Source organism: Psychrobacter sp. S4(2024) (assembly GCF_036861305.1).
Taxonomy (GTDB): domain Bacteria; phylum Pseudomonadota; class Gammaproteobacteria; order Pseudomonadales; family Moraxellaceae; genus Psychrobacter; species Psychrobacter cryohalolentis.
In genome coordinates this window covers 756,247-779,466 of the sequence record NZ_JAZAQR010000001.1, presented here as the reverse complement: position 1 = coordinate 779,466, position 23,220 = coordinate 756,247, and the positions used below count along the sequence as shown (strand labels likewise).

Below are 23,220 nucleotides of genomic sequence, written 5' to 3'. Positions count from 1 at the left end.
TGTTGGCTATTATGATTTTTATGAATGCTATAACTATAAATAGTGTGAGCGGTTATAGGATATCGATACGGCAAGGTAACGATAGCATAACTTGCCGTACTTATTTGCTACTATTATAAAGCGTAAACCACTGTCGCAAGGAGAATAAAATGCATATCGCTATCTTAACGCTGACTTTTGCTCTGCCCGGTTGTAGCTCATTAAAGGAGAAACGCCAACGTATGGGCGGCTTGCACGCACGCTTTGGCAATACGCCAAGCGTCGCAGTCTGTGAGAGCGGCGAGCGAGATCGGCATGATGCCAGCGAATGGACGTTTGTGATCGTCGGGCTATCCAAACGTGAGGTTGAGTCGCAATGTAGTCAAATTGAGGAAAAGCTAGAACGTACGGTAGATGCGCGGGTGATGAATGTTGAGAGGGAGTTTATTTAGTCGAGTACCATTGCTCTAGAGCAAATCTATTGAATCTCTGCGCTTTGCCAAGGATAAATACTACGTGATAAAAGAAGCGGTCTTATGAGTCTTTGTCTATAAAAATATATTTCCTAGCAATATCAATTATATCTGGTTCAATTTCATATTGAGAAATATACGAACAGCTTCCACCTAAATCAATTGGTATCTTTTTCCTTTTACGCGTATAAAAAAAAGGGTTGTTATATATTAAAGCACTTCTAGCTGGATGGTTCTTATTATCTAAAATTTTCTCAAGTTGTCCTCCACGTATTTTTATAGGTGTAACGTCTTCAAATCTATCTTCACCTTCTATCATAGAGGCTAATTCTTTTATCTTTGCTTGAGGGTCAATGTCGAACTGATTAAAGTGGTCAAAATATTGGCAGAATCTTCGAACTTGATGGACACTTCTATCGAGAGTCACAATATCTTTGTTAAGAGAGTAATCTGACACATCTAAATATCTATGTCTTGCCCTTGCGTCCAAGCGCTTTATGAAGCTAAGAACATCTTCAGACAAGTTTAAGGAAACTGCCATTTCTTGCTCAAACCTTTGAACTGACGGAAGAACTTCATGTCTTATCTTTTTACCGTTGATAAGATTTTGTAATAACATACTCTTACCATATTTCTCTAAAGCCTGTAGTGAAGACCATAAAAACTGTGGAATAAGATTGTGTTTAAAAGCTAGTCTAGCGTGAATATAGTCTAAATCTGCTGTATCTCTAAAATTCCTAATAGCAAGGTTATTCAATCGAATGCGAGTATGCTTATCCATAATAAATTCCAGTTTTTTAAATATACTTTATATTAGTTCCAATTTAACCTCCCAATCATTACCAAATCTATTGTTCAAATAATTTTCAATTTCATTTTTGGTCTGAGAGTTAGCGTAATTTAGTACTATCAATCCTTTGTAGCCTGATAGAGCATATACATTGTCTCCTTCTAAAGCGTCTTTTTGTGTCGTTTTACTGGTTATATAGACTTCTATCACTATTGGTAAAACGATTCTTAACCTTAGGACATTTATCTATAGGTAGAATGACTTTTATGATAAAGGATTCAGTTGATTTATCTGAGGTTAAGACATTTGATTGATTCATAGAGGTTCCTATTGCTGTATTAATAGAGAGTTATAGAATGTATTAAAACATCTTAATCATATATTAATGAATAACTAAGTTAAATCATAAAACGTTTTTCCGAAAAAAACGGCTCAAGAGTCCAACTATAAATGGTGTTAATTTTGTTAAATAGCTTTAAAAGTCAATATTTAATTACCCCTTATCTAACTTGATAGCTTAACTGTCACACAACAAAAAAGGCCACCCTATAAAGAGTAGCCTTTCATTCATTATTACCTAAGTTCTATTAACTTACTTCTTTCATCGCTTGCTTAAGCATCGGCTTCAAGAATACACCAGTGTATGATTCTTTGACTTCTGCCACTTCCTCAGGCGTACCTTCCGCGATAATCAGTCCACCACCTTTACCGCCTTCAGGGCCAAGATCAATCACCCAATCTGCCGTTTTGATGACATCCAAGTTATGCTCGATGACCACGATGGTATTACCCTTATCACGTAGCGCATGCAAGATATTGAGCAGCTTATCGATATCATGGAAATGCAAGCCAGTGGTTGGCTCATCCAAGATATAAAGCGTCTGTCCGGTATCGCGTTTGGCAAGCTCACGCGCTAACTTAACACGCTGCGCTTCACCGCCAGATAGCGTTGGTGCAGACTGACCCAAACGAATATAGCTGAGACCAACATCCATCAATGCTTGCAGACGACGATAAATCGCTGGAATGGCTGAGAAGAACTCAGTGGCATCTTCAACGGTCATATCTAGGACGTCAGCGATGTTTTTACCTTTATAGTGAATCTCTAAAGTCTCGCGGTTATAGCGCTTGCCTTCACAGGTATCACACGGCACATACATATCAGGTAAGAAATGCATCTCAACTTTGATAAGACCATCACCTTGACACATCTCACAGCGTCCGCCCTTTACGTTGAAGCTAAAGCGACCGGCTTTATAACCACGGGCACGTGCTTCTTGCGTTTGTGCAAACATTTCACGTACTGGGGTAAACACGCCAGTATACGTCGCTGGATTTGAGCGCGGTGTACGACCAATCGGGCTTTGATCGATATCGACCATTTTATCCAAATGCTCAAGACCGCTGATGCTGTCATGCTTATCCGCGATGAGCGTCGAAGCATTGTTTAACTGAGTCGCGGCAAGTGGCATAAGGGTACGGTTGATCAAAGTTGATTTGCCCGAACCTGAGACACCAGTCACACAAGTCATAATACCAATGGGAATGGTCAAATCTACATCATCCAAGTTATTACCTGAGGCACCTTTTAGCTCAATCGTCATCGGAACTTGTTTGGGTTTGGCTTTACCTTTGACTTCCATATCGGTCGTTTTGGCTTTATGACGAATGGCTGGAATCTCGATTCTCTTCTTACCAGACATATATTGTCCAGTTAGCGAATCTTTGTTTGCCATGATGTCATCGACCGTACCTTGAGCGATAATATGACCGCCATGTACACCTGCGCCGATACCGATATCGATGACGTGATCCGCTTGCCGAATCGCATCTTCATCATGCTCAACGACCAGTACAGTATTACCCAAATCACGCAAGCGCGTTAGGGTTTTGAGCAAGCGATCATTATCGCGCTGATGCAGACCGATGGACGGCTCATCAAGTACATACATCACGCCCATCAGACCTGCGCCAATTTGGCTGGCAAGACGGATACGCTGTGCTTCACCGCCTGATAGGGTTTCAGCAGAGCGGGCAAGGGATAGATAATCAAGTCCGACACTAACGAGAAAGTTTAGACGCTCATTAATCTCTTTAAAGATTTTTTCCGCGACTTCGCCTTTATGACCGCTAATTTTAATAGTCTTATAATATTCAGCCGCATCACCGATGGAGAGTTTAACGATTTGGGCGATGGTTTGATCGTCTACGCGGACATTACGTGAAATCTCATTGAGACGCGCACCATCACAGACGTTACAAGTGGTATCCGCTAAATATTTAGCCAGCTCATCACGCACCAGATTACTTTGGGTTTTGGCATAACGGCGTTCTAAGTATGGAAGCACCCCTTCAAATGGCACGGTCTTATTGGTTTTACGACCGCGCTCATCGGTAAAGTTAAAAGTCAGCTTCTCTTTACCAGAGCCTTGCATGATGAGGTCTTGCTGCACTTTGGTCAGATCTTGCCACGGCGCATCCATATCAATTTTGAAGTGATTGCAGACGGTAGAGAGCAAACCAAAGTAGTAGGCATGACGTTTATCCCAACCATTAATCGCCCCTTGATTGAGCGATTTTTCATGATGAGTAATGAGTTTTTCAGCTGCGAAGTATTGACGTTTACCGAGACCGTCACAGCTTGGGCACGCACCGTATGGATTGTTAAAACTGAACATCCGTGGTTCAAGCTCAGGTACGGCGCGATCACAGATAGGGCAGGAGTGCTTAGCTGACATCACTTGGTTGTCATCACCGCCTTCTTTTGGATTGCCGTCCATAAAGTGTAGCGTGACCAGACCTTGACCCAAACGTAAAGCTGTCTCTAAACTTTCAGCGACGCGGTTACCTAAGTCGTCACGGACTTTAAAGCGGTCAACCACCACTTCGATGGTGTGTTTTTTCTTTTTATCGAGTGTCGGTAATTCATCAGTATCGTAGACATCGCCGTCGACACGCACGCGCACAAAGCCTTGTCCAATCAGCTGCTCAAGCAACACGGTATGCTCGCCTTTACGCTCGCGAATCACCGGCGCAAGTATCATGATCTTGGTGTCAGGAGGCAGCGCCATGACTTGATCGACCATTTCAGTCACCGACTGCGCGACCATTGGCTCGCCATGCTCAGGGCAAAAGGGCGTACCGATACGCGCATAGAGCAGGCGCAGATAGTCATAAATTTCGGTAATCGTACCAACCGTTGAGCGCGGGTTATGGTTGGTTGATTTTTGCTCGATGGCAATTGCCGGTGACAAGCCTTCGATACTATCGACGTCAGGTTTCTCCATTTGTGAGAGGAATTGACGCGCATAGGCCGATAAGCTTTCGACATAACGACGTTGCCCTTCGGCATACAGCGTATCGAATGCCAATGACGATTTACCAGAGCCTGATAAACCGGTAATTACCACAAACTTATCTCGTGGAATGTCTAAATCGATATTTTTTAGATTATGAGTGCGTGCGCCGCGAACCTTAATATACTCGTGTGCCATCGGTGATAGGTTTCCTATTTGCTAAATGATATTTTCAAAAAAAATAAAAGGGTCAATCAATATGAGTCAAATGATTCATCAAAAACGTGGATAATTTTAAAATTGCTATTCAAATCAATATGGCTTTATAAAAATATGCAGTTTTCACAAAGCGATAGTAATGGCTGTCTATATTAGAATATGCTTTTAATACTTGAAATGGATAAAGGTAATCTAAATAAAGATTAACTAATATGAGTGGTTTGTTATAGATTTGGCAGAATAACGTCGTTTTGTAAAAAGATTTATCATAATTTTTTTCAGACCACAACGTTCTCAACGTCTTACTTTATTGTCATGATAGCTGCATTATTCAAGGTGCAATGACCCATCAGATGCACTTGGTAACAAAATTAACGCGTAAAATGAATGGCTTAAGTCGGTGTCCGCTATGATGCTGAAGTAGGAGGGCAAAAGTCTCGGCAAGCAAACGGCGAATGTCTTATACTAGTGAGCTTAATTTGTAGGCTAAACCCTTGATACAGTCGTAATAATACAAGCAGAGCTGCCGTGATAAACCAGCAATGATGAACCAGTGAGGCAAGTATGAATAGCGTAGAAAAACGGGCAATCCTCGGGGTCGGTGGTATCTTTGCCTTGCGGATGATTGGTTTGTTTATGATTGTGCCAGTATTTTCTGTATATGGTGATAATTACGCGCATGCGACTCCGTTTCTGATTGGTTTGGCAGTCGGTATTTATGGGCTAGGACAAGCGATATTTCAGATTCCAATGAGCCTTGCCGCGGATAAGTTCCCGCGTAAGCCAATTATATTTTTAGGTCTTGTCTTGTTTGCCATCGGCGGTATTATTGCTGCCAATGCCACAGATATTTACGAGGTTATTATTGGTCGAGCACTGGCAGGTAGTGGCGCGGTCTCTGCGGTATTGATGGCGTTACTTGCTGATGTAACTCGTGAGGAGATGCGCACTAAAGCGATGGCGACGATGGGTTTGACCATTGCAACCTCTATCATGCTTGCTTTTGCCTTTGGGCCTCTATTAGTAGGCTCGCTTGGCATCTCAGGATTGTTTTGGTTGACTGCAGGCTTTGCAGTTTTGGCGATGTTATTGTTACTGTTCGTCCCGACACCGCTACGGGTACTTAAGCACAATTTAGACAATAAATCGATTGGTCAGCAGTTGGCAACAGTCCTAAAAATTGGTGATCTAAATCGCTTGCACATTGGCATATTTGCTCTGCATCTGACCATGACCGCTATCTTTGTTATTTTACCGCATCAGCTTAATGACGTACTAGGATTGTCGGTACGTCAGCAAGGCTTGGTCTATTTACCTTTATTGTTCATCGGTTTTGCCGTCGCGATACCTTTTATTATCATCGCCGAAAAGAAACGCAAAATGCGCCAAGTATTTTTAGCCGCGATTGCACTGATGACGGTTGCCTTAGCATTATTGGCGCTCGGTGGTCAGGTTGGCGTCGGTATTATATTAGGCTTATTGCTCTACTTTATGGGCTTTAATCTACTTGAAGCAACGATTCCTTCATGGATATCTAAACGCGCACCAGTCGCCAATAAAGCCACTGCGATGGGGTTAAATTCATCCAGTCAGTTCTTTGGTGCTTTTGTTGGTGGCGCAATGGGCGGGTTGTTATTGAGTCAGCCTAATTTGTTGGCATGGGGCATATTGGCAATTATAATGGCCGCCTCTTTATTGCTGATTATTCCTATTGCTGATCCACCATATTTGTCAAGTACGACTGTGACGATACCAAAGAATATCGATATTCAGGACTGGTCACGGCAAATGCTGGCAGTAGAGGGTGTTGATGAGCTGGTGGTCATGGCAAAAGAACAGGTCGCTTATTTAAAATTGGACAAGACACAGCTCACAGATACTTCGCGACAGGAGCTGTCGCATTTGGCGCAAAGTCCTCTAGATATTTAACAGAAAAATGGTTAAAGTAAAAGTATATTACTGCTAAGATTGAGGCTTTATATTAAAGACTCGATTAAAGCTGGTAATAAAATTATTCATAAGTAAAAGGACGATATCATGCGCGGTGTTAATAAAGTTATCATCATCGGTAACCTCGGTGCAGACCCTGAGGCACGTCAATTCAATAACGGCGGTAGCGTGACCAATATTTCGGTTGCGACATCAGAGCAGTGGACAGACAAGCAAAGCGGTGAAAAAAGAGAAGCAACGGAATGGCATCGCATTTCGTTGTTTAATCGCTTGGGTGAAATCGCTGCGCAGTATCTTCGTAAAGGCAGTAAGGTATATATTGAAGGCAGCTTACGTACCCGTAAATATCAAGATCCCAACGGACAAGACCGTTATATCACTGAAATTCGTGCTGAACAAATGCAAATGCTAGATGGCTCGACAGGTGGTAGTAATGATGCTGGTGGTGGTTTTGGTAGCAATAACCAAGGTGGTCAAAGCAACCAAGGTAGCTATGGTAATCAGGGTGGCGGGTTTAGTAACCAAGGTGGCCAGAACGACTATGGTCAGCAAGGAGGCAATCAGCCCGCTCAACAAGGTGGTTATAATCAAGGCGGCGGTGCGTCACAGGGTGGTCATCAAAATAGCTTTAACAATCAGAATGCGCCCGCTCAGCAGAATCAATTTAATAAACCGACTCAAGCACCAGCGCAGTCGAAGCCTACAGCGATGCCAGATGGCCCTGTAGACGATGACATTCCGTTTTAGGATACACCTGATTAAGTAATGTTGATTAAGTTAGATAGAGCCTTGCTAATGCAAGGCTTTTTAGTATGTACAGATAATGAAAGTGTAAGGAGTCATTTATATAATTAAGTCATTTTAAAACCGATATGCCAACAGAACCTGTGCATCAATGATGCCTCATAATAGCTATACAGTCTTAATCATTACGGAGGCTATTTAAAGAAATATTAATAAATAAAGCTATTCATTTAATATCTCTGATTGTCATCGAATTAACCACCATTTATTGATTTTAGTAGAAAATAACGATAAGTCATTGTTATTGTCAATATTTTTGTTTATATTAGCGTTGCTTATAATTTTAAGCATTCACACCATATTTATCAGTAGACAATCAAATTTTTATCAATATTCGAAAGATTTATTATTTAATAATTACTGTATTTAGTAATTCTTGATAAATCTATTTTTAGTATAAATGCTATTTATTTATACCCTTTATTTTAATGTGGAAAATACTATGAACAAAAGTAATGTTATTGATTTAAACAGCTTAAATGTTGATGAGCTACGTGCTATTACTGAAAATGCACAGCAGCTTATTGCTCAAAAGCAACACCAGCGCTTGTATGATGCTTATACGCAGTTTGAAAAAATCGCTGAAGAAAGCAATGCCAGTATCGAGGAGATTTTACAAGCGGGCGAAAAACTAGAAAAGAAGCGTAGCATTAAATACCGTAATACCGACAATGACGAAGAAACATGGACTGGTCGCGGACGTAAACCAACATGGTTAGTAGAGGCATTAGCCGCAGGTCGTCGTCTTGAAGATTTTGCTATTTAATTTTCTAATGGATAGTCGCTGTTATATTTAGCAACGAACGCTCTGTCTATAAAGTTCTGTTTGATTAACAAGTAGATCGAACCTTTATAGGCAGATAAAAGCCAGTATCTTTTTACCACTATTTTGGTAAAAAGATACTGGCTTTTTTGCTGTCATCTGTATGCTATTGTTTGCTATGATAATGACGTTTTTACCTGATATAAGAGTTATGCCATCGTGCCCCAAGTATCTGCCTCGTCTCATAAGCATCCCCGTAAGCTGTGGTGGTTGATTGGGCTTGTCTTGTTCGCGCTATTTGCTGTTTTGCAAATGCCGGCAGCATGGCTACTTGAAAAATATGCACCAGAGACGCCTTATATACAGCACGTGTCCGGTAATGTATGGCAGGGCGCTGCAATTTGGCAGATACCTCTGTCAGCGACGCCATTGATCGGGGCGGCTGAATGGTCGTGGCAGCCGTGGCATTTATTATTGGGTAAGTTTGGTGCGAAGATTGATATTTTATCAGAGCAAACTCGCCTCAATGGGCAGGTAAAAATAGGCGCAAATTCTTGGGAAGTAAAAGACATGAGCGGTAAAATTGCGCCTGAAACTTTGACTCGGGTTGTCGATTGGCAATTACCAAATACGCCAATTCAGGTCAATAATATCTCGCTCAAACGTCAGTCTGGTTCAAACGATGGTGACTCAAACAGTGACTCTAATAGAAACACATCCGGCTTTCGTCAAGCGTCAGGTCAGCTGACATGGATTGGCGGCGAGCTTGGTTATCCTAGCGGGGGCAAAATATTTTATCTCACCATACCGGCGCTGCGTGCTGAGCTGAGCACCGAGCAAAAAAATAACAAAAATCTGCTGCATATCAATCTTGTCAACAATCAGGACAAGCGTTTAGGCGACTTGTATCTTGATGGCGATAATATGTTGGATGTCAGCTTGACCCAGCGTCTGCTCGAGAGTATGCCTGAATACAAGGGGAAAGCGCCGCAAGATACGCCTGTGGTTAGTGTGCGTCAACCACTGTTAAATGGGCTAGGGACACGCTAGATGATGACGCTCCCTACAAGCTTAAAACCTGTGCTAAATATTTTTAACCGCTTTGCCGTTTGGCTGCTATTATTGGCAATCACTTGGTTAAGCTGGACGGCAGCGCGACTCTTATGGCTACTGCTTGCGCCACCGTTAGCGCCTGCATTACCACTGGTACCTTTACAGGATAACGCCTTATCCGCTCCAGATTATAGTAGTCTATTTGCTATTTTTGCCGACCCTGATCCTATCGCTGCTGTAGTGCAGCCGCCGCCTAATATTGTGCTAAAGGGTGTATTGCTGGCCATTCCAGAGAGTTTGTCTTCGGCACTTCTAGAGGTCAACGGTGAAGTCAAAAACTACCGAATTGGTGACACGTTAAAAGACAGCGATTACACGTTGGTTGCGGTTGCTTGGAACGAGATTATTATCGCTGATACTATTGACAAGGAAACGGTGATTCGTATGCCAGAAGCCATGCCACTTGATCAAAGTGCGATGATCGCAAGCGGGGTCAGTAATCAGCGCTTGCAAGATGGCAATATGCTACCTAATGCGCCTGTGCCTGACCTAAGTAATACTGGTAATCAACCGGCTGCCGAAGCACCTAGCGACAGTGCGCCCAAATCTGCAATTGACGAAGCAGTGACTGAATTACAAGAAAACCCTGCCAGTTATTTAAGTAGAATGGGTGTAATGGCAGGAGGTGATAACTATCAAGTCACAGCAGCGATGCCTGCTAATATACGCAATCGCTTGGGACTTGAATCTGGTGATCGAGTACTGAAAGTCAACGGGCAAAGCGTCGGTAGTAATCCTGCTCAAGATGCTCGTGTATTACAACAAGTGAAGCAATCAGGGGAAGCACAGATAGAAGTACAACGTGGCGATCAAGTCATTACGATTCGGCAGCAGTTTTAGCATATATAAGTGACAAAAATAATTCTTCAAAATAAATATTTGTTGGTTGATATGATTGACGATATGATGGCCAACATAACTTAGTATCAATTAAAATTATGACTTATCAAAAGCATTAAAGAATCAGGACTTATCAAATCCAGTAACCATTAAATTCAATAGTCATTGAATTCAGTACATACCAAGCGCCATCACTGTAGGTAATCATCAATATGGTCAGTTCTCATAATTTTTCAGTCACACCTTTGCATCATATTTTGCAGCGTTTGATGCGATTGTGCCGTCCTCTTTGCTTGGCCATACCACTATGGGCGGCTAGTACTGGGCTGGTGAGTGCTGAAAGCTGGAAAGTCAATTTGCAAGATGCTGATATCAAAGCCTTTATCAATGAAGTGGCGACGATTACCAATCAAAACTTCGTCCTTGATCCGCGCATCAACGGTAATGTGACTGTGATCTCCAACAAGCCTTTGTCGCGTGATGAGATTTATCAGCTGTTTTTGAGCGTGATGCAAGTCAACGGTATCGCTGCTATCGATTCAGGAACAACGATTAAACTGGTGCCAGATAACGTCGCCAAACAAACCGGTGTTGCTGTTGATTTACGTGGTGAGAGCGTCGGTGAAACCTTGGCAACGCGGGTGATTTATCTGACGAATACCCAAGCAGCAGAAGTCTTGGGCGTTATCCGTCCGCTCATGCCACCGTCTGCACATGCCGCTGCTGTGCCTGGAGTCAATGCCTTAGTGCTGTCCGATCGTGCTGATAGCCTAAATCAGCTGACAGCGCTTATCCGTGATTTAGACAGTAATGTGAATGACAGCTTACAAGTCATACCACTACGTCATGTCGATGCCGAACGTATGATGGAGTTGATTAGCGCACTGGTGGCGAGTGCTGGTAGCGGGCAAGCGCAAGGTGGCAACAATCAGCTAAAGGTTATCGCCGACACGGCGAGCGACAGACTGTTGGTTAAAGGCAGTCCTGAGATGATTGCCAAAGTTCAAGAGATGGTCAATCAGTTGGACACAACGCCTTCAAGGCGCTTAAGTGGTCTGCGTGTTTTCCGCCTAAAATATGCCAGTGCCGGTCATATTGCTGAGATGCTGCGCGGTCTCCTTGCCAGCCAATCCATCAATAGCTCTGGTGGTTCTTCAACATTAGAGTCAGCATCATTGAATGATGCCGCTGCTACAGGGTCGTCGCTAACTGGTGGTGCTAATAGTAAGGTAGGTAGCAATAGTATCGGTGGTACTGCTGCTACGCCTTTACCGAATAATAGTTCAGCGGGTACAAGTATCGGTATCGATGGTCGACCTTTTAGTATTATCGCTGATGAAACTCAAAACGCCGTCATTGTTAATGCAGCACCTGAGCTGATGTTTGAGATCGAAGACGCTGTCAATCAGTTAGACAGCCGCCGCTCGCAAGTATTGATTCAAGCAGCCATTGTTGAAGTATCAGGCGATGATGCAACGCAGCTTGGGGTTCAGTGGGCGCTAGGTAATGCCAATAGCGGTTATGGCGTGGTGAACTTCAATAACGTGGGCGCAAGTGCAGTTTCACTTGCCGCTGCTGCTTTGTCAGGTGGTACAGGGATAAGCGCGGCAGCAGGCTCCATTGCTGGTGCTTTGTTAGGTATAGGCAGTAGTAGTAAAGACAGCAAAGGCAATGCGCAATTCTATGGTGCTATCTTGCAAGCGCTTGATTCTTCTACCAGTGCCAATCTACTATCTATGCCATCGATTTTGACCTTGGACAATGAAAAAGCCAGTATCTTAGTGGGTCAGAACGTACCGTTTGTGACAGGCTCCTACACCACGGGTAGTGACTCTTCGACGAATCCCTTTCAAACCATTGATCGCCAAGATATTGGTATCAATCTAAACGTCATCCCGCATATTGGTGCAAACGGCACCGTACGTTTAGAGGTATCACAGGAAGTCTCTTCAGTCGTACCGGGTAGTGCTGGGAATGCCAGCGGTCTTATCACCAATAAAAGCCTGATCAATACTACCATTTTGGCAGATGATCAGCAGACCATTGCCTTAGGTGGCTTGATGCGCGACAACTCAACTACGCGCCAACAAAAAGTGCCAGGTTTGGGTAATGTACCTCTTATCGGTCGACTGTTCCGCTCGGACAATGACAATAGCCAAAAAAGCAATTTAATCATATTTTTACAGCCGACTATCCTCCGTGATGGCGGTGCAGTAGCAAGCGTGACAGAGCGTAAATACAATCAGATGCGCGTCCTTCAGCTGGTTATTGATAAAAACGGTACGATTAAACAGCTGCCATTAAGCGGTACCGAAGGTTGGAATGGTGATATTAGTGCTGATTACGAGCTTATGCCACTCAATCCTTTGATTCCTAAACGGGATCAAAAGCCAAAAACAACTTCCAAAGGTTTTACTCGTGTTGATAGTCCAAGCACAGGTATCACAACTTATCCCTTAAATCGTTAAGCGCTTTTATGGCTGTTCGCTAATAAATTATCTAGGCTTTTAGCGTTTACCAAACTCTGCTTTCATATCTCTCTTAAAGTTTTACTATACTTAAAAGTACGGTGTATTACATACACCGTACTTTAGTTTGCGTATTCATATAATAGATAAACATATGCCTTGGCTATACGCGTATAATAAAAACAGATAACATGGGTATGTCACGCTTTTGCTGATAGTACGATATATTTGTTAAAATAGATAAAGGTCACCTATAAAGCCGTATTTATCAAATATCGGCTAAGTACTATTCGTCAGTTAATTTTAAAAGGTAACTATAATGGCAAGCACTAATAATAAAAAAAAGTGGCTGGCATTAAGCGTAGTGGGTATTGCATTGGTACTGATACCAAGACGCAGTAGTCAAAAGGCGCACAAACCAGTGCCTGAAAATTATGACCCTATAGAAAAAGCTAAAAGTACAGATAGTGAGTAAAATGATTATTTAGAAAGTAGTTAATGGGAAAGCTGACTTATCATAGCAATGATGAATTTTGGAGTTTCTTGATGACGGGGATTGATACATCAGCTATCAATAATAAAGTAAGAACGAAGATTTTTCCTTTAATTGATACTCATACGCATTTTGATGCTCCTGTGTTTGATAAGGATAGAGGTGAGCAGGCGCAATTTGCCTATGATAAAGGTGTGCGCCATTTAGTTTTGGTTGGTTACTTGCACCGATATTTTGTACGGCTTTATGAGAATCAGCAGCAGATAAATGATCTTTGTCAATTGGATAAAAAAAATTGTTTGAACCAAAAAAAACGTTTTCCTAAAGTACATATTGCGCTAGGTTTACATCCTTTTTATATTGAGCAGCATACAGAAGCCCATTTGGAAGAAATGGCGCAAATGCTAAATGAACAGCGTCCATTGGCCATTGGTGAAATAGGTTTAGATACTTTTACCGATGCCATGAAGCAGCCTGAAACGTTTGCCAAACAACAGCGGTTTTTTATTGCGCAGTTAGATATGGCAGTGGCACATCAGCTACCTGTTATGCTGCATATTCGTAAAGCACATGCCGAAGCACTGGCTTTACTAAAAGCACATAATTATGACGCGCATAAGCTTGGCGGCATTGCCCATAGTTTTAGTGGTGGTGTACAAGAAGCCAAAGCCTTTGCGAAATTAGGGTTTAAGCTTGGCGTGACTGGGCAAATAACCAATCCCAATGCGAAAAAACTGCGCCTTGCCATTCAAGCTGCGGTTGAGAGTTATGGTATTGACTGTTTGGTTATCGAGACAGATTGCCCCGATATGATGCCTATCCTAGGCCAGACGCTAGATAATAATTTAGAAGATGCGTCATCTAATAACGCGTCTGTGCTTGGACGAGATAAAAATAGCGAATGGGGTGATACATCTATGCATAGTAGGAATGTTCCTGCTAATTTGCTTTACGTATTACATAGCTTGAGCGAATTACTAAATGTTCCTGCGGCTATTCTCGCTCAGCAATTGTGGCTCAACAGTTGTAATGCTTTGCAAACTAAGTGGTCTTATACGCTTTGAAGTTTTTAGCGCATACTAATTAATATATAGTTGGTTTAACAATAAAATTTTTAAAAGAGTTTCTACATCGTTATGAATGAAGACACACACATGCAGTCAGATATTATCCAACCAGAGCCTATCGAAGAGCCGATTTTTGTACCTGAAATATTAGAGATACCTGATAGAGATAGAGATGCCGAGCAGTATGAGCGCCGTTTTAAAGGTACTCAGACACTGTATGGTAATGCTGCAGTAGATACATTTTCTGCTGCGCATGTTTATGTTATTGGTATTGGCGGTGTCGGTTCCTGGGCAGCAGAGGCTTTGGCGCGTACGGCTGTTGGTACTATTACATTAATTGATTTAGATATATTGGTAGCATCCAATGTCAATCGGCAGCTGCCTGCTTTAGATAGTACCTTTGGGCAAAGTAAAATTGAGGCGATGGCAGCACGTATTCGTGAAATCAATCCAAAAGCTACATTGCATTTGGTTGATGATTTTTTGACTACTGAAAATGTCGCAACATTGCTGCCCAGTCGTGAAGAAGCAAAAACGGCGGCACAAACCGCTCCGATTGTGATTTTAGACTGTATCGATGATATGGATGCCAAGCTTGCCATTGCTTTGCATTGCCGCTTTAACAAACTAAAATTGGTCTGTGCTGGCGGGGCAGGTGGTAAAATAGACCCCAGTCAGATCAGAGTCGGCGATTTACGAGACACTTATCAAGATCCATTATTGGCCAAATTACGTAATAAATTGCGCCATGAAAAGGGCATTAATAGTGCCTTAAAAGAGAAATTTGGTATCAAGTGTGTTTATTCGACAGAACCACCGCGCGTAGACAAGAGCTGTCAAACAGGTGGTTTGCACTGTGGTGGTTATGGCTCGGCGGTCGTCGTCACCTCAGTGGTTGCCATGCTTATGGTGAGTGAGGCATTACAATTATTGCTTAAGCAGGCGGCTGTTAAACCAAGCCTCTGATATGAATTTATGGAGTCCACCTTGTCTATATCCAACGTACCAGACTTTGATTACCCTATCGCAGAAGATGATGCGGAGCGTATCAATAGGCTCAAAAAATATCAGGTATTTAATACCAATCAAGAGTCTTCTTTTGCACGTTTGACTGAGCTTGCGAAACTGTTTTTTAATGTGCCGATGGTGGCGATTACTTTTATAGATGAAGAAACTCAGTACCTAAAATCTGGTATTGGTCTTGACGAGGTATGTACCACGACACGTAATGTGGCTATTTGTAATTATACTATATTGTCTGATAGTATTTTTGTGGTAGCTGATTTGGCAAACGATGAGCGCTTCAATACATATCCATTTGTCGCTCAATGGCCTAAGATACGCTTTTATGCTGGTGCACCCATCATCACGCATGAAGACGGTAAAAATTATCGTTTTGGCTCTTTATGTTTGATGGATATAGAGCCTCATCATGATTTCAGTGATGAAAAAGCCAACATACTAGCCCAATTTGCGACGATGGCAGCCGACGCTTTAAAGCTACAAGAGCAGCAGCGTAATGCCAAATATGCCAATGAGATGAAGTCAGCGTTTTTGGCCAATATGAGTCATGAGATACGCACACCGATGAATGGTATCATCGGTATGGTTGAGATGCTCAGTGACACCATGCTGAGCGTTGAACAAAGAGAATATATCGAGAATATAAAAGTATCAAATGAGCATTTGCTCGCGATTATCAATGGTATTTTAGACTTATCAAAAGTCGAAGCCGGTAAAATGACTATCGATTCTATCCCGATGAATCTATCTAGTCTCTGTAATGAGGTCGTTAGCTTATTTGCTATCAAAGCTCGCCAACGCGGCTTAGTTTTAGACTATCACTATACCGAGTCACTATCGCCTTATGTTAAAGGGGATCCCGTACGTCTTAAGCAGGTCATGGTAAATTTGGTCAATAATGCGATTAAATTTACCCGTGAAGGCGGGCGTGTAACGATTGATGTTAAACATATGCAAGACAATCCTTGTCTAGATAATAAGGATTGCGATCAGACTAAAGGCAGTAATGATAGTCGTTTAGATTTTGCCATTGATGATAAAAATAGTACAACGATTCATCAAGAAATGACTTTATGTATTGAGGTTACGGATACGGGCGTCGGTATTAAGTCTGAATCATTAGAGGCAATATTCGATGCTTATGATCAAGCAAATAAATATACCCACAGGCTTTATGGTGGTACCGGACTTGGATTGTCTGTCTGTAAGTCTCTAGTGGAGCTAATGGGTGGCTATATTGAAGTAGATAGCGTAGTCGGCATTGGCACAACCTTTAGAGTATTATTGCCGCTACCGTGTATTGCTGCAGAAGATTATGAGATATGGCAAACGGACAATGACTTTACAATAACGTTGCCGAGTGATGAGCTGGTCGGTCATATCTTGTTGGTTGAAGATGATAGTGTGAACGCGATGATTGCCAAAAAAGCCCTTAATAATGGTGGTCATACGGTCACTCACGTCGATGATGGACAACAAGCGATCGAGATTTTTGCGTTATATCCTGAGCGCTATGATGTGATTTTGATGGATCATCATATGCCGATTATGGATGGGGTACAGGCAACCATCAAACTTCACGAGCTCTATGCTCCTCAAGACTTGCCGCCTATTATTGCGTTGACTGCCAATGCAATGGATGGCGAGCGTAAAAAATACCTTGATGTGGGTATGCAGGATTATTGTACAAAGCCTTTCAAACAAGAGCAGCTGAATGCGTTGGTGCAATATTGGTTGATGCATAAGCAATCATTAGAACAATAACTGGCAGTCTAATTCCACCCTTTATTATTCATGACTTATTTGCTAGCCATTAAAAAAGCTTAACCTCTATCTGAGCGGTTAAGCTTTTTGTTTTTACAGACAGACTAGAGCTATCTATTAATAGCTTTAGCTAACGCGCGTTTGATAATCGCCAGTACGAGTATCTACACGTACTACTTCACCTTGCTGCACAAATAATGGCACACGTACCACAGCGCCAGTCTCTAACGTTGCAGGCTTGCCGCCGCCGCCTGAGGTATCACCACGTACACCCGGATCGGTTTCAGTGATTTGCAATTCAACGAAGTTTGGCGGTGTTACTGAAAGAGGAGCACCGTTGAATAAAGTGATGGTACATAGTGCATTGCTGTTTTCTTTTAACCACTTTATTGAATCGCTCATCGCTGTTTTGTCCGCTTGAATCTGCTCAAAACTCTCAGGATGCATGAAATGCCAAAATTCACCATCGTTATAGAGATAGTTCATTTCAGTGTCCATGACATCAGCAGCTTCTAAGCTATCGCCTGACTTAAAGGTTTGTTCCAATACTTTACCACTACGAAGATTGCGCAATTTAACACGGTTAAAGGCCTGTCCTTTACCTGGTTTGACAAACTCGTTTTCAAGAATGGCACAAGGGTTGCCATCGAGCATGACTTTGAGACCAGATTTAAATTCATTGGTAGAAAAACTTGCCACGGAAGACTCCTAAGGGTTTAGAAAAAGGGTTTAGAAAAAGGGTTGAAAAAAAGGATGGTAAATATTTTTAGTGAAAATGGAGTGCCAGATTTACCGTGCTAAAAGATATGAGCCATTCTGGTACATAAACGATAGGACGTTTGCTTTGATAGGCGACGCCCTAACAGCGTATAATATCGGCTTTTGGGCACAGGTATTAGGTTGTCATGATAAACCATTTAATCACACAAAAAAACTGGCAAACGCAATTATCCGAAGCCATTACCTCTATCGATGAGCTGCTTGAGATATTAGAGCTACAATCTCTGCGCTCAGAGGTCTACGTGCCTAAGCATTTTGAGCTGCGAGTACCGCGTGCCTTTGTGGCAAAAATGACCGTTGGTGATCGTGAGGATCCTTTGTTAAGACAGGTATTACCCAATCATAAAGAGCAAATGGCAGTGGCGGGCTATGTGGCTGACCCACTAGACGAAAATGCGCATAATCCTGTCAAAGGCGTGCTGCATAAATATCAATCAAGACTGCTGTTAACCATTACTGGTGCTTGCGCGATTCATTGTCGTTACTGCTTTCGTCAGCATTTTGACTATAGTGCCAATATGCCAACTGCCAGCGCAAAACAGGATATTATCGATTATATCAGCGCCCATCCTGAGATTAATGAAGTTATCTTAAGTGGCGGTGATCCATTAAATGTGACCAATAGACGTCTATTTGCTTGGCTAGATACTTTGGAGGCGATTGGGCAACTGACAACCATTCGTATACATACCCGTCTGCCGCTCGTGATTCCAGCAAGGCTTGATGATGCGCTATTAGAACGTTTGGCACAAAGCCGCTGTCAAATCGTCATGGTCATTCATGGTAATCATGCCAATGAGATTGATGCGTTGACATCAGAGTATTTGCAGCGCGCTCGTGCCGCAGGAATTACTTTATTAAATCAAGCGGTACTTTTAAAAGGTATCAATGACAGCGTTAGTGCGCAAACGGCTTTGAGTCAGCGTTTATTTGCAGCGGGCGTGTTGCCCTATTATTTACATGTACTAGATAAAGTAGCGGGCGCGGCTCATTTTGACAGTGATGAGAAATTTGTCATTGAGCTTTATTGGTCGCTATTGGCTAAATTACCGGGCTACCTAGTACCCAAACTGGTCAGAGAGTTGCCAAACGAACCTTTCAAGGTGCCAATTAATGTTTACAATAATAAGTAAATTGTGCACTATGATAGGGTTTTTATTTTGGCAAATACATAACAAGAAATAGATTTGAGAAAATTATAAATAAGCAACATATATAGAGGAATGGTTAGGTATGATAGCAATATTCTTTTTTAAGAATATATCCTTCTACACTCATGGATAACTTACGCAATTACTAAGGATGGTAATGGTAAATTTATCGACGTTTCAAGCGTATTTAGCGGCTGAACCCCCTTTGTTAGAAGCTTGCAATAAGTCTAAGAGTAGCAATGAGCCGCACTTGCATAAATGGGCGGCACTATTGCCAGCGCAAACAGAGGCCCAGCAAGTCGAACAAATAGAAAAAGTATTAACAGAATTGCGTCTGATTCCTATTGATGATAGGCAGCGTTTAAGATTGATTAAGATTGTCACTAATGCCGCCAGTCAGCTAATTGCGGCGCTACGCCAACAGTACATTTATGAGACAGGGGCGCTCAATGAAGCTCAGCTTGGCTATGTTGCTCGGGTTAAGTCGCTGTACTATTCATTGATTATGACCTATGACGGCGTGATACGCCGCGAAATTACCCTTTTAAAGGATAAGCAGCAAGCACCTTCAAGTAATCTGTTGCAGCGCTATTTTACCAGTGAAAAATCATCTCCTGTTACCTTGGCGATTGCCACTTACCAAACGCTACTGATGTATCAAAAACTGCTATTTGAAGATGGCTTTTGTTATCAAAAGTCGCTAGCCTATATATGGGCCAATGTAAATAACTTACATCTTAACGCATGCCAGCAGCGAGTCTCACATATTGTACTGAGTGCTTACATTCCAGCGCAGCAAGGTGATACTATCCATCATTTATATTGCCAAATATGCTTGCATGAGTTGCTAAATGTACGTGCACTGCGTCGACCTCATATCCTACTACTACAGCGTCTGCTGCCAGCGTGGAGTGCACATATAATTGCTACCATAGAGCCGCGCACAGCAACGCGAGTGTTCGTCAATCTGCAGAGTAAAGAGCCGCCTACTTACTTAACTGCATTATCTACTATCAACCCATATGATGCTCATCACACCTGCTTATTTATAGAGCTTGAACCTTTAGTGACGTATTTACAATCGCGTATGAAAACCTTAATCGATACTGCTCGAAGAGGGGTTGAATATTTTTTGATTAATACCGTTTCAATGGCGATAAGATATCGTTATATTCAACCAAAGCGCATGCCTCCTATCAATCACAATACAAAGCAGACGGTAACGCTAATATCGGGTTTTAATGAGATGCATTACCGTATCAGTAACGGTGAAGCTTTCAGCAGTTTAATAGCATCTAAAAACCTGCCAGAGTATCAGCAGCCGCGTTATGATACCTTACCAAAAAATAATGCTGCCCATAAAGAATCATTAGCGGAAATATTTGAGGGTAATAATCAGTTGTCACACTTTCGTACCCTACGCTTGTTTCTAGATTCATCTGAGACAATTGATAAAATTGATGATCTCACTTCCATCGCACCACCTTTACAAATAATGAGCCTTTTTTTATTGTGCCACAAAGATAAGGCTACCGCGCCTAAATGGTCCATGGGAGTGGTGCGTTGGCTTAATTTGGATAGCGCAAAACTCGAGCTTGAATGGCAAATCCTTGGTCATAAGATAATCGCCTGTGGAATTTGTCTACAAGATAGACAGAATCGCAGTCAGCATTTTGTGCCAGCGTTTGTCATCGGAGCTGATGAACACCTACAAACGTCTTATAGTCTATTGTTACCGACCTCTCATTTTCAAACAGATGATAAGGTTCTCATGCGTATTAATGACCAACAGAAATCTTTGCGCTTGGGTCGTAGTCTAATAGTGACTGATGAATTTAGCCAATATGAAGGGGTGCAGGGTTAATGATGTCAATCTACATAAAAGCCGGACCTCTAAAAACCTAGTCACTCGTGTCATAGAATGCAGTTATTGCGTCGAATTATTTAACAATTACCATAGTAAGTTAAGCAACAGTCGGCTAAATTATTGTTTATAATGACAACAATAACTACGGCGCTGTTTCTTAATATTCTGCTATCTTTTATATATTTGACGACAGCTCAGCGGCGATTCATATTATTTTTTAAGATTAAAAAGGCTTTCTATGCGTACTCAGTCTCTCTTGAACTTATTGGTTATCGATGCTGATCAGCTTTATGCTGAGCGCCTTGTAGACTTGCTCGGTTCATACTATGACAGTGTGAATTTAGGTTTTTTGGACGATAAAGATGAGTTGCTAAAATCATTGCGTCAATCATGGGATGTGCTGGTTTTTGGTCAAGCGTATGATATGAATTTTACCGACGTGGTTGCTATCATTCAAGAGCAAGATATTGACTTACCATCGGTTTGTTTGATAAGTAAAAACACGGTAGCCAACGCTCACAATGACGAAGGCTTACCGTCTATCATGAATGGTACGATGGTTAAGGCACTCTATGTAGAGCAAGAAATGGCAGTCATCATGGCTATTCGCTTATTGCACGAAAACTTGCACAGTCGCCAACAGCTTAAGACATTGCAATCTGTGCTCTCTGAGGCAGAACAGCGCGCAAACGTATTGATTAAAAACTCAAAAAGTGCAGTCGCATACATTGATCAAGGGATTCATATCTTTGCCAATGATCCGTATCTGCAGTTATTTGGTTTTGAGGCGATGAACGATATTATCGGTATACCTGTGATTGATTTGATTGCAGGCGGTGATAATGTTAAAGCTGTTAAACAGTTTTTACGTCAGTTCGACAAAGGGAACCGTAAAGACGTTGAGTTTAATTTTGAGAGTAGACGTAAGGATGGCAGTACGTTTGAAGCAAAGCTACAGTTGGCAATAGCGACACTAGATGGTGAGCCGGTCACCCAGATTATTATTCAACAAAATAATAGCAATAGCATTGAGGTCGCCAAACGTTTGGCTGAAGCTGAGCGTAAAGACAGCTTAACGGGCATTGATAATCGCCACAGCTTTGAAGAGCAGCTGGCGGCAGCATATGAGCAGGCAAGAAAAGGGGCTTTGACGGCGGCACTTTTGTATGTGCAACTCGATAATGTCGGAAAAATTAGAAGCAGTTTAGGTCTGCAAGGTATTGATAGCACGGTGAAACAAGTCGCTAATACCTTAGATGAGCTGGTAGTCGATGGTCATGTCAGCCGCTTTAGTGATACAGCATTCACTATTTTGGTCGAAAATCAGACGACAGCTGCGCTTGAAAAGCTGGCTGAACAGATTGGTATGAGTATCAGTAAGATGCTTATTGAAGTGGATAAGCGCACAACCAATACGACAGCAAGTACTGCTATTGTTAAAATTGAAAAAAATACGCCTGAGCCTAGAGTGCTGCTTGAGCGCGCCATGGATGCCATCAATCAAATCATGATAGAGACCTCCAATCATGGCGGCCGCTATCATTTATATGATGCAAGTGAACACGCCAATAGTGACGATCATGCGCTAGCAGAATCTCTGGTTGATGCCATTACCAATAATCGCTTTGAGTTATTGTTCCAGCCCATATATGACATCAATAATGACCGTAGTGATTTCTTTGAAGTATTCCTGCGGCTACCGCTAGCAGATGCTGAGAATACCGTATTGACGCCAGAACAGTTTATGGCGGTTGCAAAATCTCATCAATTATTAGAAAAAATAGACCGCTGGGTATTGATTAATGCCTGTAAGAGAATCAATGAAGTGCGTAAAACCCATCCAGAGGCGCGGTTACTGGTACAGCTAACCAGTGCGTCTTTAATCGATAAAAAACTGCCCAGTGTTGCAAGCCAGCTCATCAATGCCATCGGTGGTAAAGCTGGGGCGTTGACACTGCAGTTCAATGAAAAAGACATCTCAGATTACTTAACAGTAGCGAAATCTCAATTTACCGCACTCAGTCAGGTAAACTGCCAGCTTAGCATCAATAATTTTGGCTCATCCGTAAAATCTGTGGAGCTTGCCAATTTTGTTCATCCTAATATGGTGCGTTTAGCCCATAATTATGTCGAAGGGATTGATGCCTCTGACAATTTAGAAACGGTCAAATCAATTATCGTACGTATCAATGGGATTAATGTTGATGTATTGATGCCTTATATTGAAGATGCTGCAACCATGTCTGTTGCATGGAGTGTCGGCGCACGCTACCTACAAGGCAATTATTTAGAAATGCCGAGTAACAGTATCAAAGTCTCTAATGAGAGTTAAGTCTTATTTTATATTCATGAATACTATATAGATACTCTGCATTTATGG

General features: G+C 42.1%; 17 protein-coding genes. 14 read left to right on the top strand and 3 right to left on the bottom strand.

Annotated features, from left to right (window positions below):
• Window positions 1–149 precede the first annotated feature (149 nt).
• The gene (locus tag VLA57_RS03345) at window positions 150–431 is read left to right on the top strand and encodes a DUF503 domain-containing protein (protein WP_020444135.1); all 282 of its coding nucleotides are present in this window, start codon (window positions 150–152) and stop codon (window positions 429–431) included.
• Window positions 432–513: 82 nt separating this feature from the next.
• Here the strand turns inward: VLA57_RS03345 and VLA57_RS03340 are convergent, their stop codons facing one another.
• Both VLA57_RS03340 and uvrA read right to left on the bottom strand, forming a co-directional pair.
• Window positions 514–1,233 carry a HEPN domain-containing protein gene (locus VLA57_RS03340; protein ID WP_133105129.1) on the bottom strand — a complete coding sequence of 240 codons (720 nt, stop codon included), beginning with the start codon at window positions 1,231–1,233 and terminating at the stop codon, window positions 514–516.
• 596 nt (window positions 1,234–1,829) lie between these two features.
• The gene (gene uvrA / locus VLA57_RS03335; RefSeq protein ID WP_133105128.1) at window positions 1,830–4,736 is read right to left on the bottom strand and encodes an excinuclease ABC subunit UvrA; all 2,907 of its coding nucleotides are present in this window, start codon (window positions 4,734–4,736) and stop codon (window positions 1,830–1,832) included.
• Window positions 4,737–5,321: 585 nt separating this feature from the next.
• On the opposite strand from uvrA, the gene VLA57_RS03330 reads away from it, so the two are divergent.
• The 10 genes from VLA57_RS03330 to VLA57_RS03285 all read left to right on the top strand — a co-directional run bounded on the left by VLA57_RS03330 (window position 5,322) and on the right by VLA57_RS03285 (window position 17,042).
• Window positions 5,322–6,686 (top strand): MFS transporter, encoded by a 1,365-nt coding sequence (locus tag VLA57_RS03330; protein ID WP_133105127.1) that lies wholly within the window; start codon window positions 5,322–5,324, stop codon window positions 6,684–6,686.
• A 108-nt stretch (window positions 6,687–6,794) separates the two neighbouring features.
• Entirely contained in the window at window positions 6,795–7,454 is a 660-nt protein-coding gene (gene ssb / locus VLA57_RS03325) for a single-stranded DNA-binding protein (protein WP_133105126.1), read from the top strand.
• A gap of 499 nt (window positions 7,455–7,953) precedes the next feature.
• Window positions 7,954–8,277 (top strand): H-NS histone family protein, encoded by a 324-nt coding sequence (locus VLA57_RS03320; RefSeq protein ID WP_020444129.1) that lies wholly within the window; start codon window positions 7,954–7,956, stop codon window positions 8,275–8,277.
• Window positions 8,278–8,493: 216 nt separating this feature from the next.
• Entirely contained in the window at window positions 8,494–9,324 is an 831-nt protein-coding gene (gene gspN, locus VLA57_RS03315) for a type II secretion system protein N (RefSeq protein WP_133105125.1), read from the top strand.
• Window positions 9,325–10,227, top strand: coding sequence for a type II secretion system protein N (locus VLA57_RS03310; protein WP_133105124.1), 903 nt, complete (start codon window positions 9,325–9,327; stop codon window positions 10,225–10,227). It begins immediately after the preceding gene.
• 212 nt (window positions 10,228–10,439) lie between these two features.
• A complete protein-coding gene (gene gspD, locus VLA57_RS03305; protein ID WP_133105123.1) occupies window positions 10,440–12,695 on the top strand; it encodes a type II secretion system secretin GspD in 2,256 nt (751 codons plus the stop codon).
• Window positions 12,696–13,014: 319 nt separating this feature from the next.
• Window positions 13,015–13,170, top strand: coding sequence for a hypothetical protein (locus tag VLA57_RS03300; protein WP_020444125.1), 156 nt, complete (start codon window positions 13,015–13,017; stop codon window positions 13,168–13,170).
• A gap of 71 nt (window positions 13,171–13,241) precedes the next feature.
• Window positions 13,242–14,252, top strand: coding sequence for a TatD family hydrolase (locus VLA57_RS03295; RefSeq protein ID WP_133105155.1), 1,011 nt, complete (start codon window positions 13,242–13,244; stop codon window positions 14,250–14,252).
• A 72-nt stretch (window positions 14,253–14,324) separates the two neighbouring features.
• Window positions 14,325–15,221 carry a tRNA threonylcarbamoyladenosine dehydratase gene (locus tag VLA57_RS03290; protein ID WP_133105122.1) on the top strand — a complete coding sequence of 299 codons (897 nt, stop codon included), beginning with the start codon at window positions 14,325–14,327 and terminating at the stop codon, window positions 15,219–15,221.
• Window positions 15,222–15,242: 21 nt separating this feature from the next.
• Window positions 15,243–17,042 (top strand): GAF domain-containing hybrid sensor histidine kinase/response regulator, encoded by a 1,800-nt coding sequence (locus VLA57_RS03285; RefSeq protein ID WP_262498146.1) that lies wholly within the window; start codon window positions 15,243–15,245, stop codon window positions 17,040–17,042.
• A 126-nt stretch (window positions 17,043–17,168) separates the two neighbouring features.
• Here VLA57_RS03285 and efp read toward each other — a convergent pair whose 3' ends face one another.
• On the bottom strand, window positions 17,169–17,741 hold the full coding sequence (efp, locus tag VLA57_RS03280) for an elongation factor P (RefSeq protein WP_011514270.1): 573 nt from the start codon (window positions 17,739–17,741) through the stop codon (window positions 17,169–17,171).
• 206 nt (window positions 17,742–17,947) lie between these two features.
• Here efp and epmB point away from each other — a divergent pair, with 206 nt between their 5' ends.
• From epmB to VLA57_RS03265, 3 genes are all read left to right on the top strand, one after another.
• Window positions 17,948–18,955: an EF-P beta-lysylation protein EpmB gene (gene epmB / locus VLA57_RS03275; RefSeq protein WP_333954349.1), complete on the top strand. Its 1,008-nt coding sequence runs from the start codon at window positions 17,948–17,950 to the stop codon at window positions 18,953–18,955.
• A gap of 175 nt (window positions 18,956–19,130) precedes the next feature.
• The gene (locus VLA57_RS03270) at window positions 19,131–20,837 is read left to right on the top strand and encodes a hypothetical protein (protein WP_333954348.1); all 1,707 of its coding nucleotides are present in this window, start codon (window positions 19,131–19,133) and stop codon (window positions 20,835–20,837) included.
• 241 nt (window positions 20,838–21,078) lie between these two features.
• A complete protein-coding gene (locus VLA57_RS03265) occupies window positions 21,079–23,172 on the top strand; it encodes an EAL domain-containing protein (protein ID WP_333954347.1) in 2,094 nt (697 codons plus the stop codon).
• The last annotated feature ends 48 nt before the right edge of the window (window positions 23,173–23,220 follow it).

What these genes read in the sequence shown, in the direction of transcription:
- VLA57_RS03345 (WP_020444135.1), top strand. Translation starts at nt 150, where the DNA reads ATGCATATCGCTATCTTAACGCTGACTTTTGCTCTGCCCGGTTGTAGC.
- VLA57_RS03265 (WP_333954347.1), top strand. Translation starts at nt 21,079, where the DNA reads ATGCGTACTCAGTCTCTCTTGAACTTATTGGTTATCGATGCTGATCAG.
- VLA57_RS03270 (WP_333954348.1), top strand. Translation starts at nt 19,131, where the DNA reads ATGGTAAATTTATCGACGTTTCAAGCGTATTTAGCGGCTGAACCCCCT.
- VLA57_RS03300 (WP_020444125.1), top strand. Translation starts at nt 13,015, where the DNA reads ATGGCAAGCACTAATAATAAAAAAAAGTGGCTGGCATTAAGCGTAGTG.
- gspD (WP_133105123.1), top strand. Translation starts at nt 10,440, where the DNA reads ATGGTCAGTTCTCATAATTTTTCAGTCACACCTTTGCATCATATTTTG.
- VLA57_RS03340 (WP_133105129.1), bottom strand. Translation starts at nt 1,233, where the DNA reads ATGGATAAGCATACTCGCATTCGATTGAATAACCTTGCTATTAGGAAT.
- VLA57_RS03310 (WP_133105124.1), top strand. Translation starts at nt 9,325, where the DNA reads ATGATGACGCTCCCTACAAGCTTAAAACCTGTGCTAAATATTTTTAAC.
- VLA57_RS03320 (WP_020444129.1), top strand. Translation starts at nt 7,954, where the DNA reads ATGAACAAAAGTAATGTTATTGATTTAAACAGCTTAAATGTTGATGAG.
- VLA57_RS03290 (WP_133105122.1), top strand. Translation starts at nt 14,325, where the DNA reads ATGAATGAAGACACACACATGCAGTCAGATATTATCCAACCAGAGCCT.
- epmB (WP_333954349.1), top strand. Translation starts at nt 17,948, where the DNA reads ATGATAAACCATTTAATCACACAAAAAAACTGGCAAACGCAATTATCC.
- VLA57_RS03295 (WP_133105155.1), top strand. Translation starts at nt 13,242, where the DNA reads ATGACGGGGATTGATACATCAGCTATCAATAATAAAGTAAGAACGAAG.
- ssb (WP_133105126.1), top strand. Translation starts at nt 6,795, where the DNA reads ATGCGCGGTGTTAATAAAGTTATCATCATCGGTAACCTCGGTGCAGAC.
- VLA57_RS03330 (WP_133105127.1), top strand. Translation starts at nt 5,322, where the DNA reads ATGAATAGCGTAGAAAAACGGGCAATCCTCGGGGTCGGTGGTATCTTT.
- uvrA (WP_133105128.1), bottom strand. Translation starts at nt 4,736, where the DNA reads ATGGCACACGAGTATATTAAGGTTCGCGGCGCACGCACTCATAATCTA.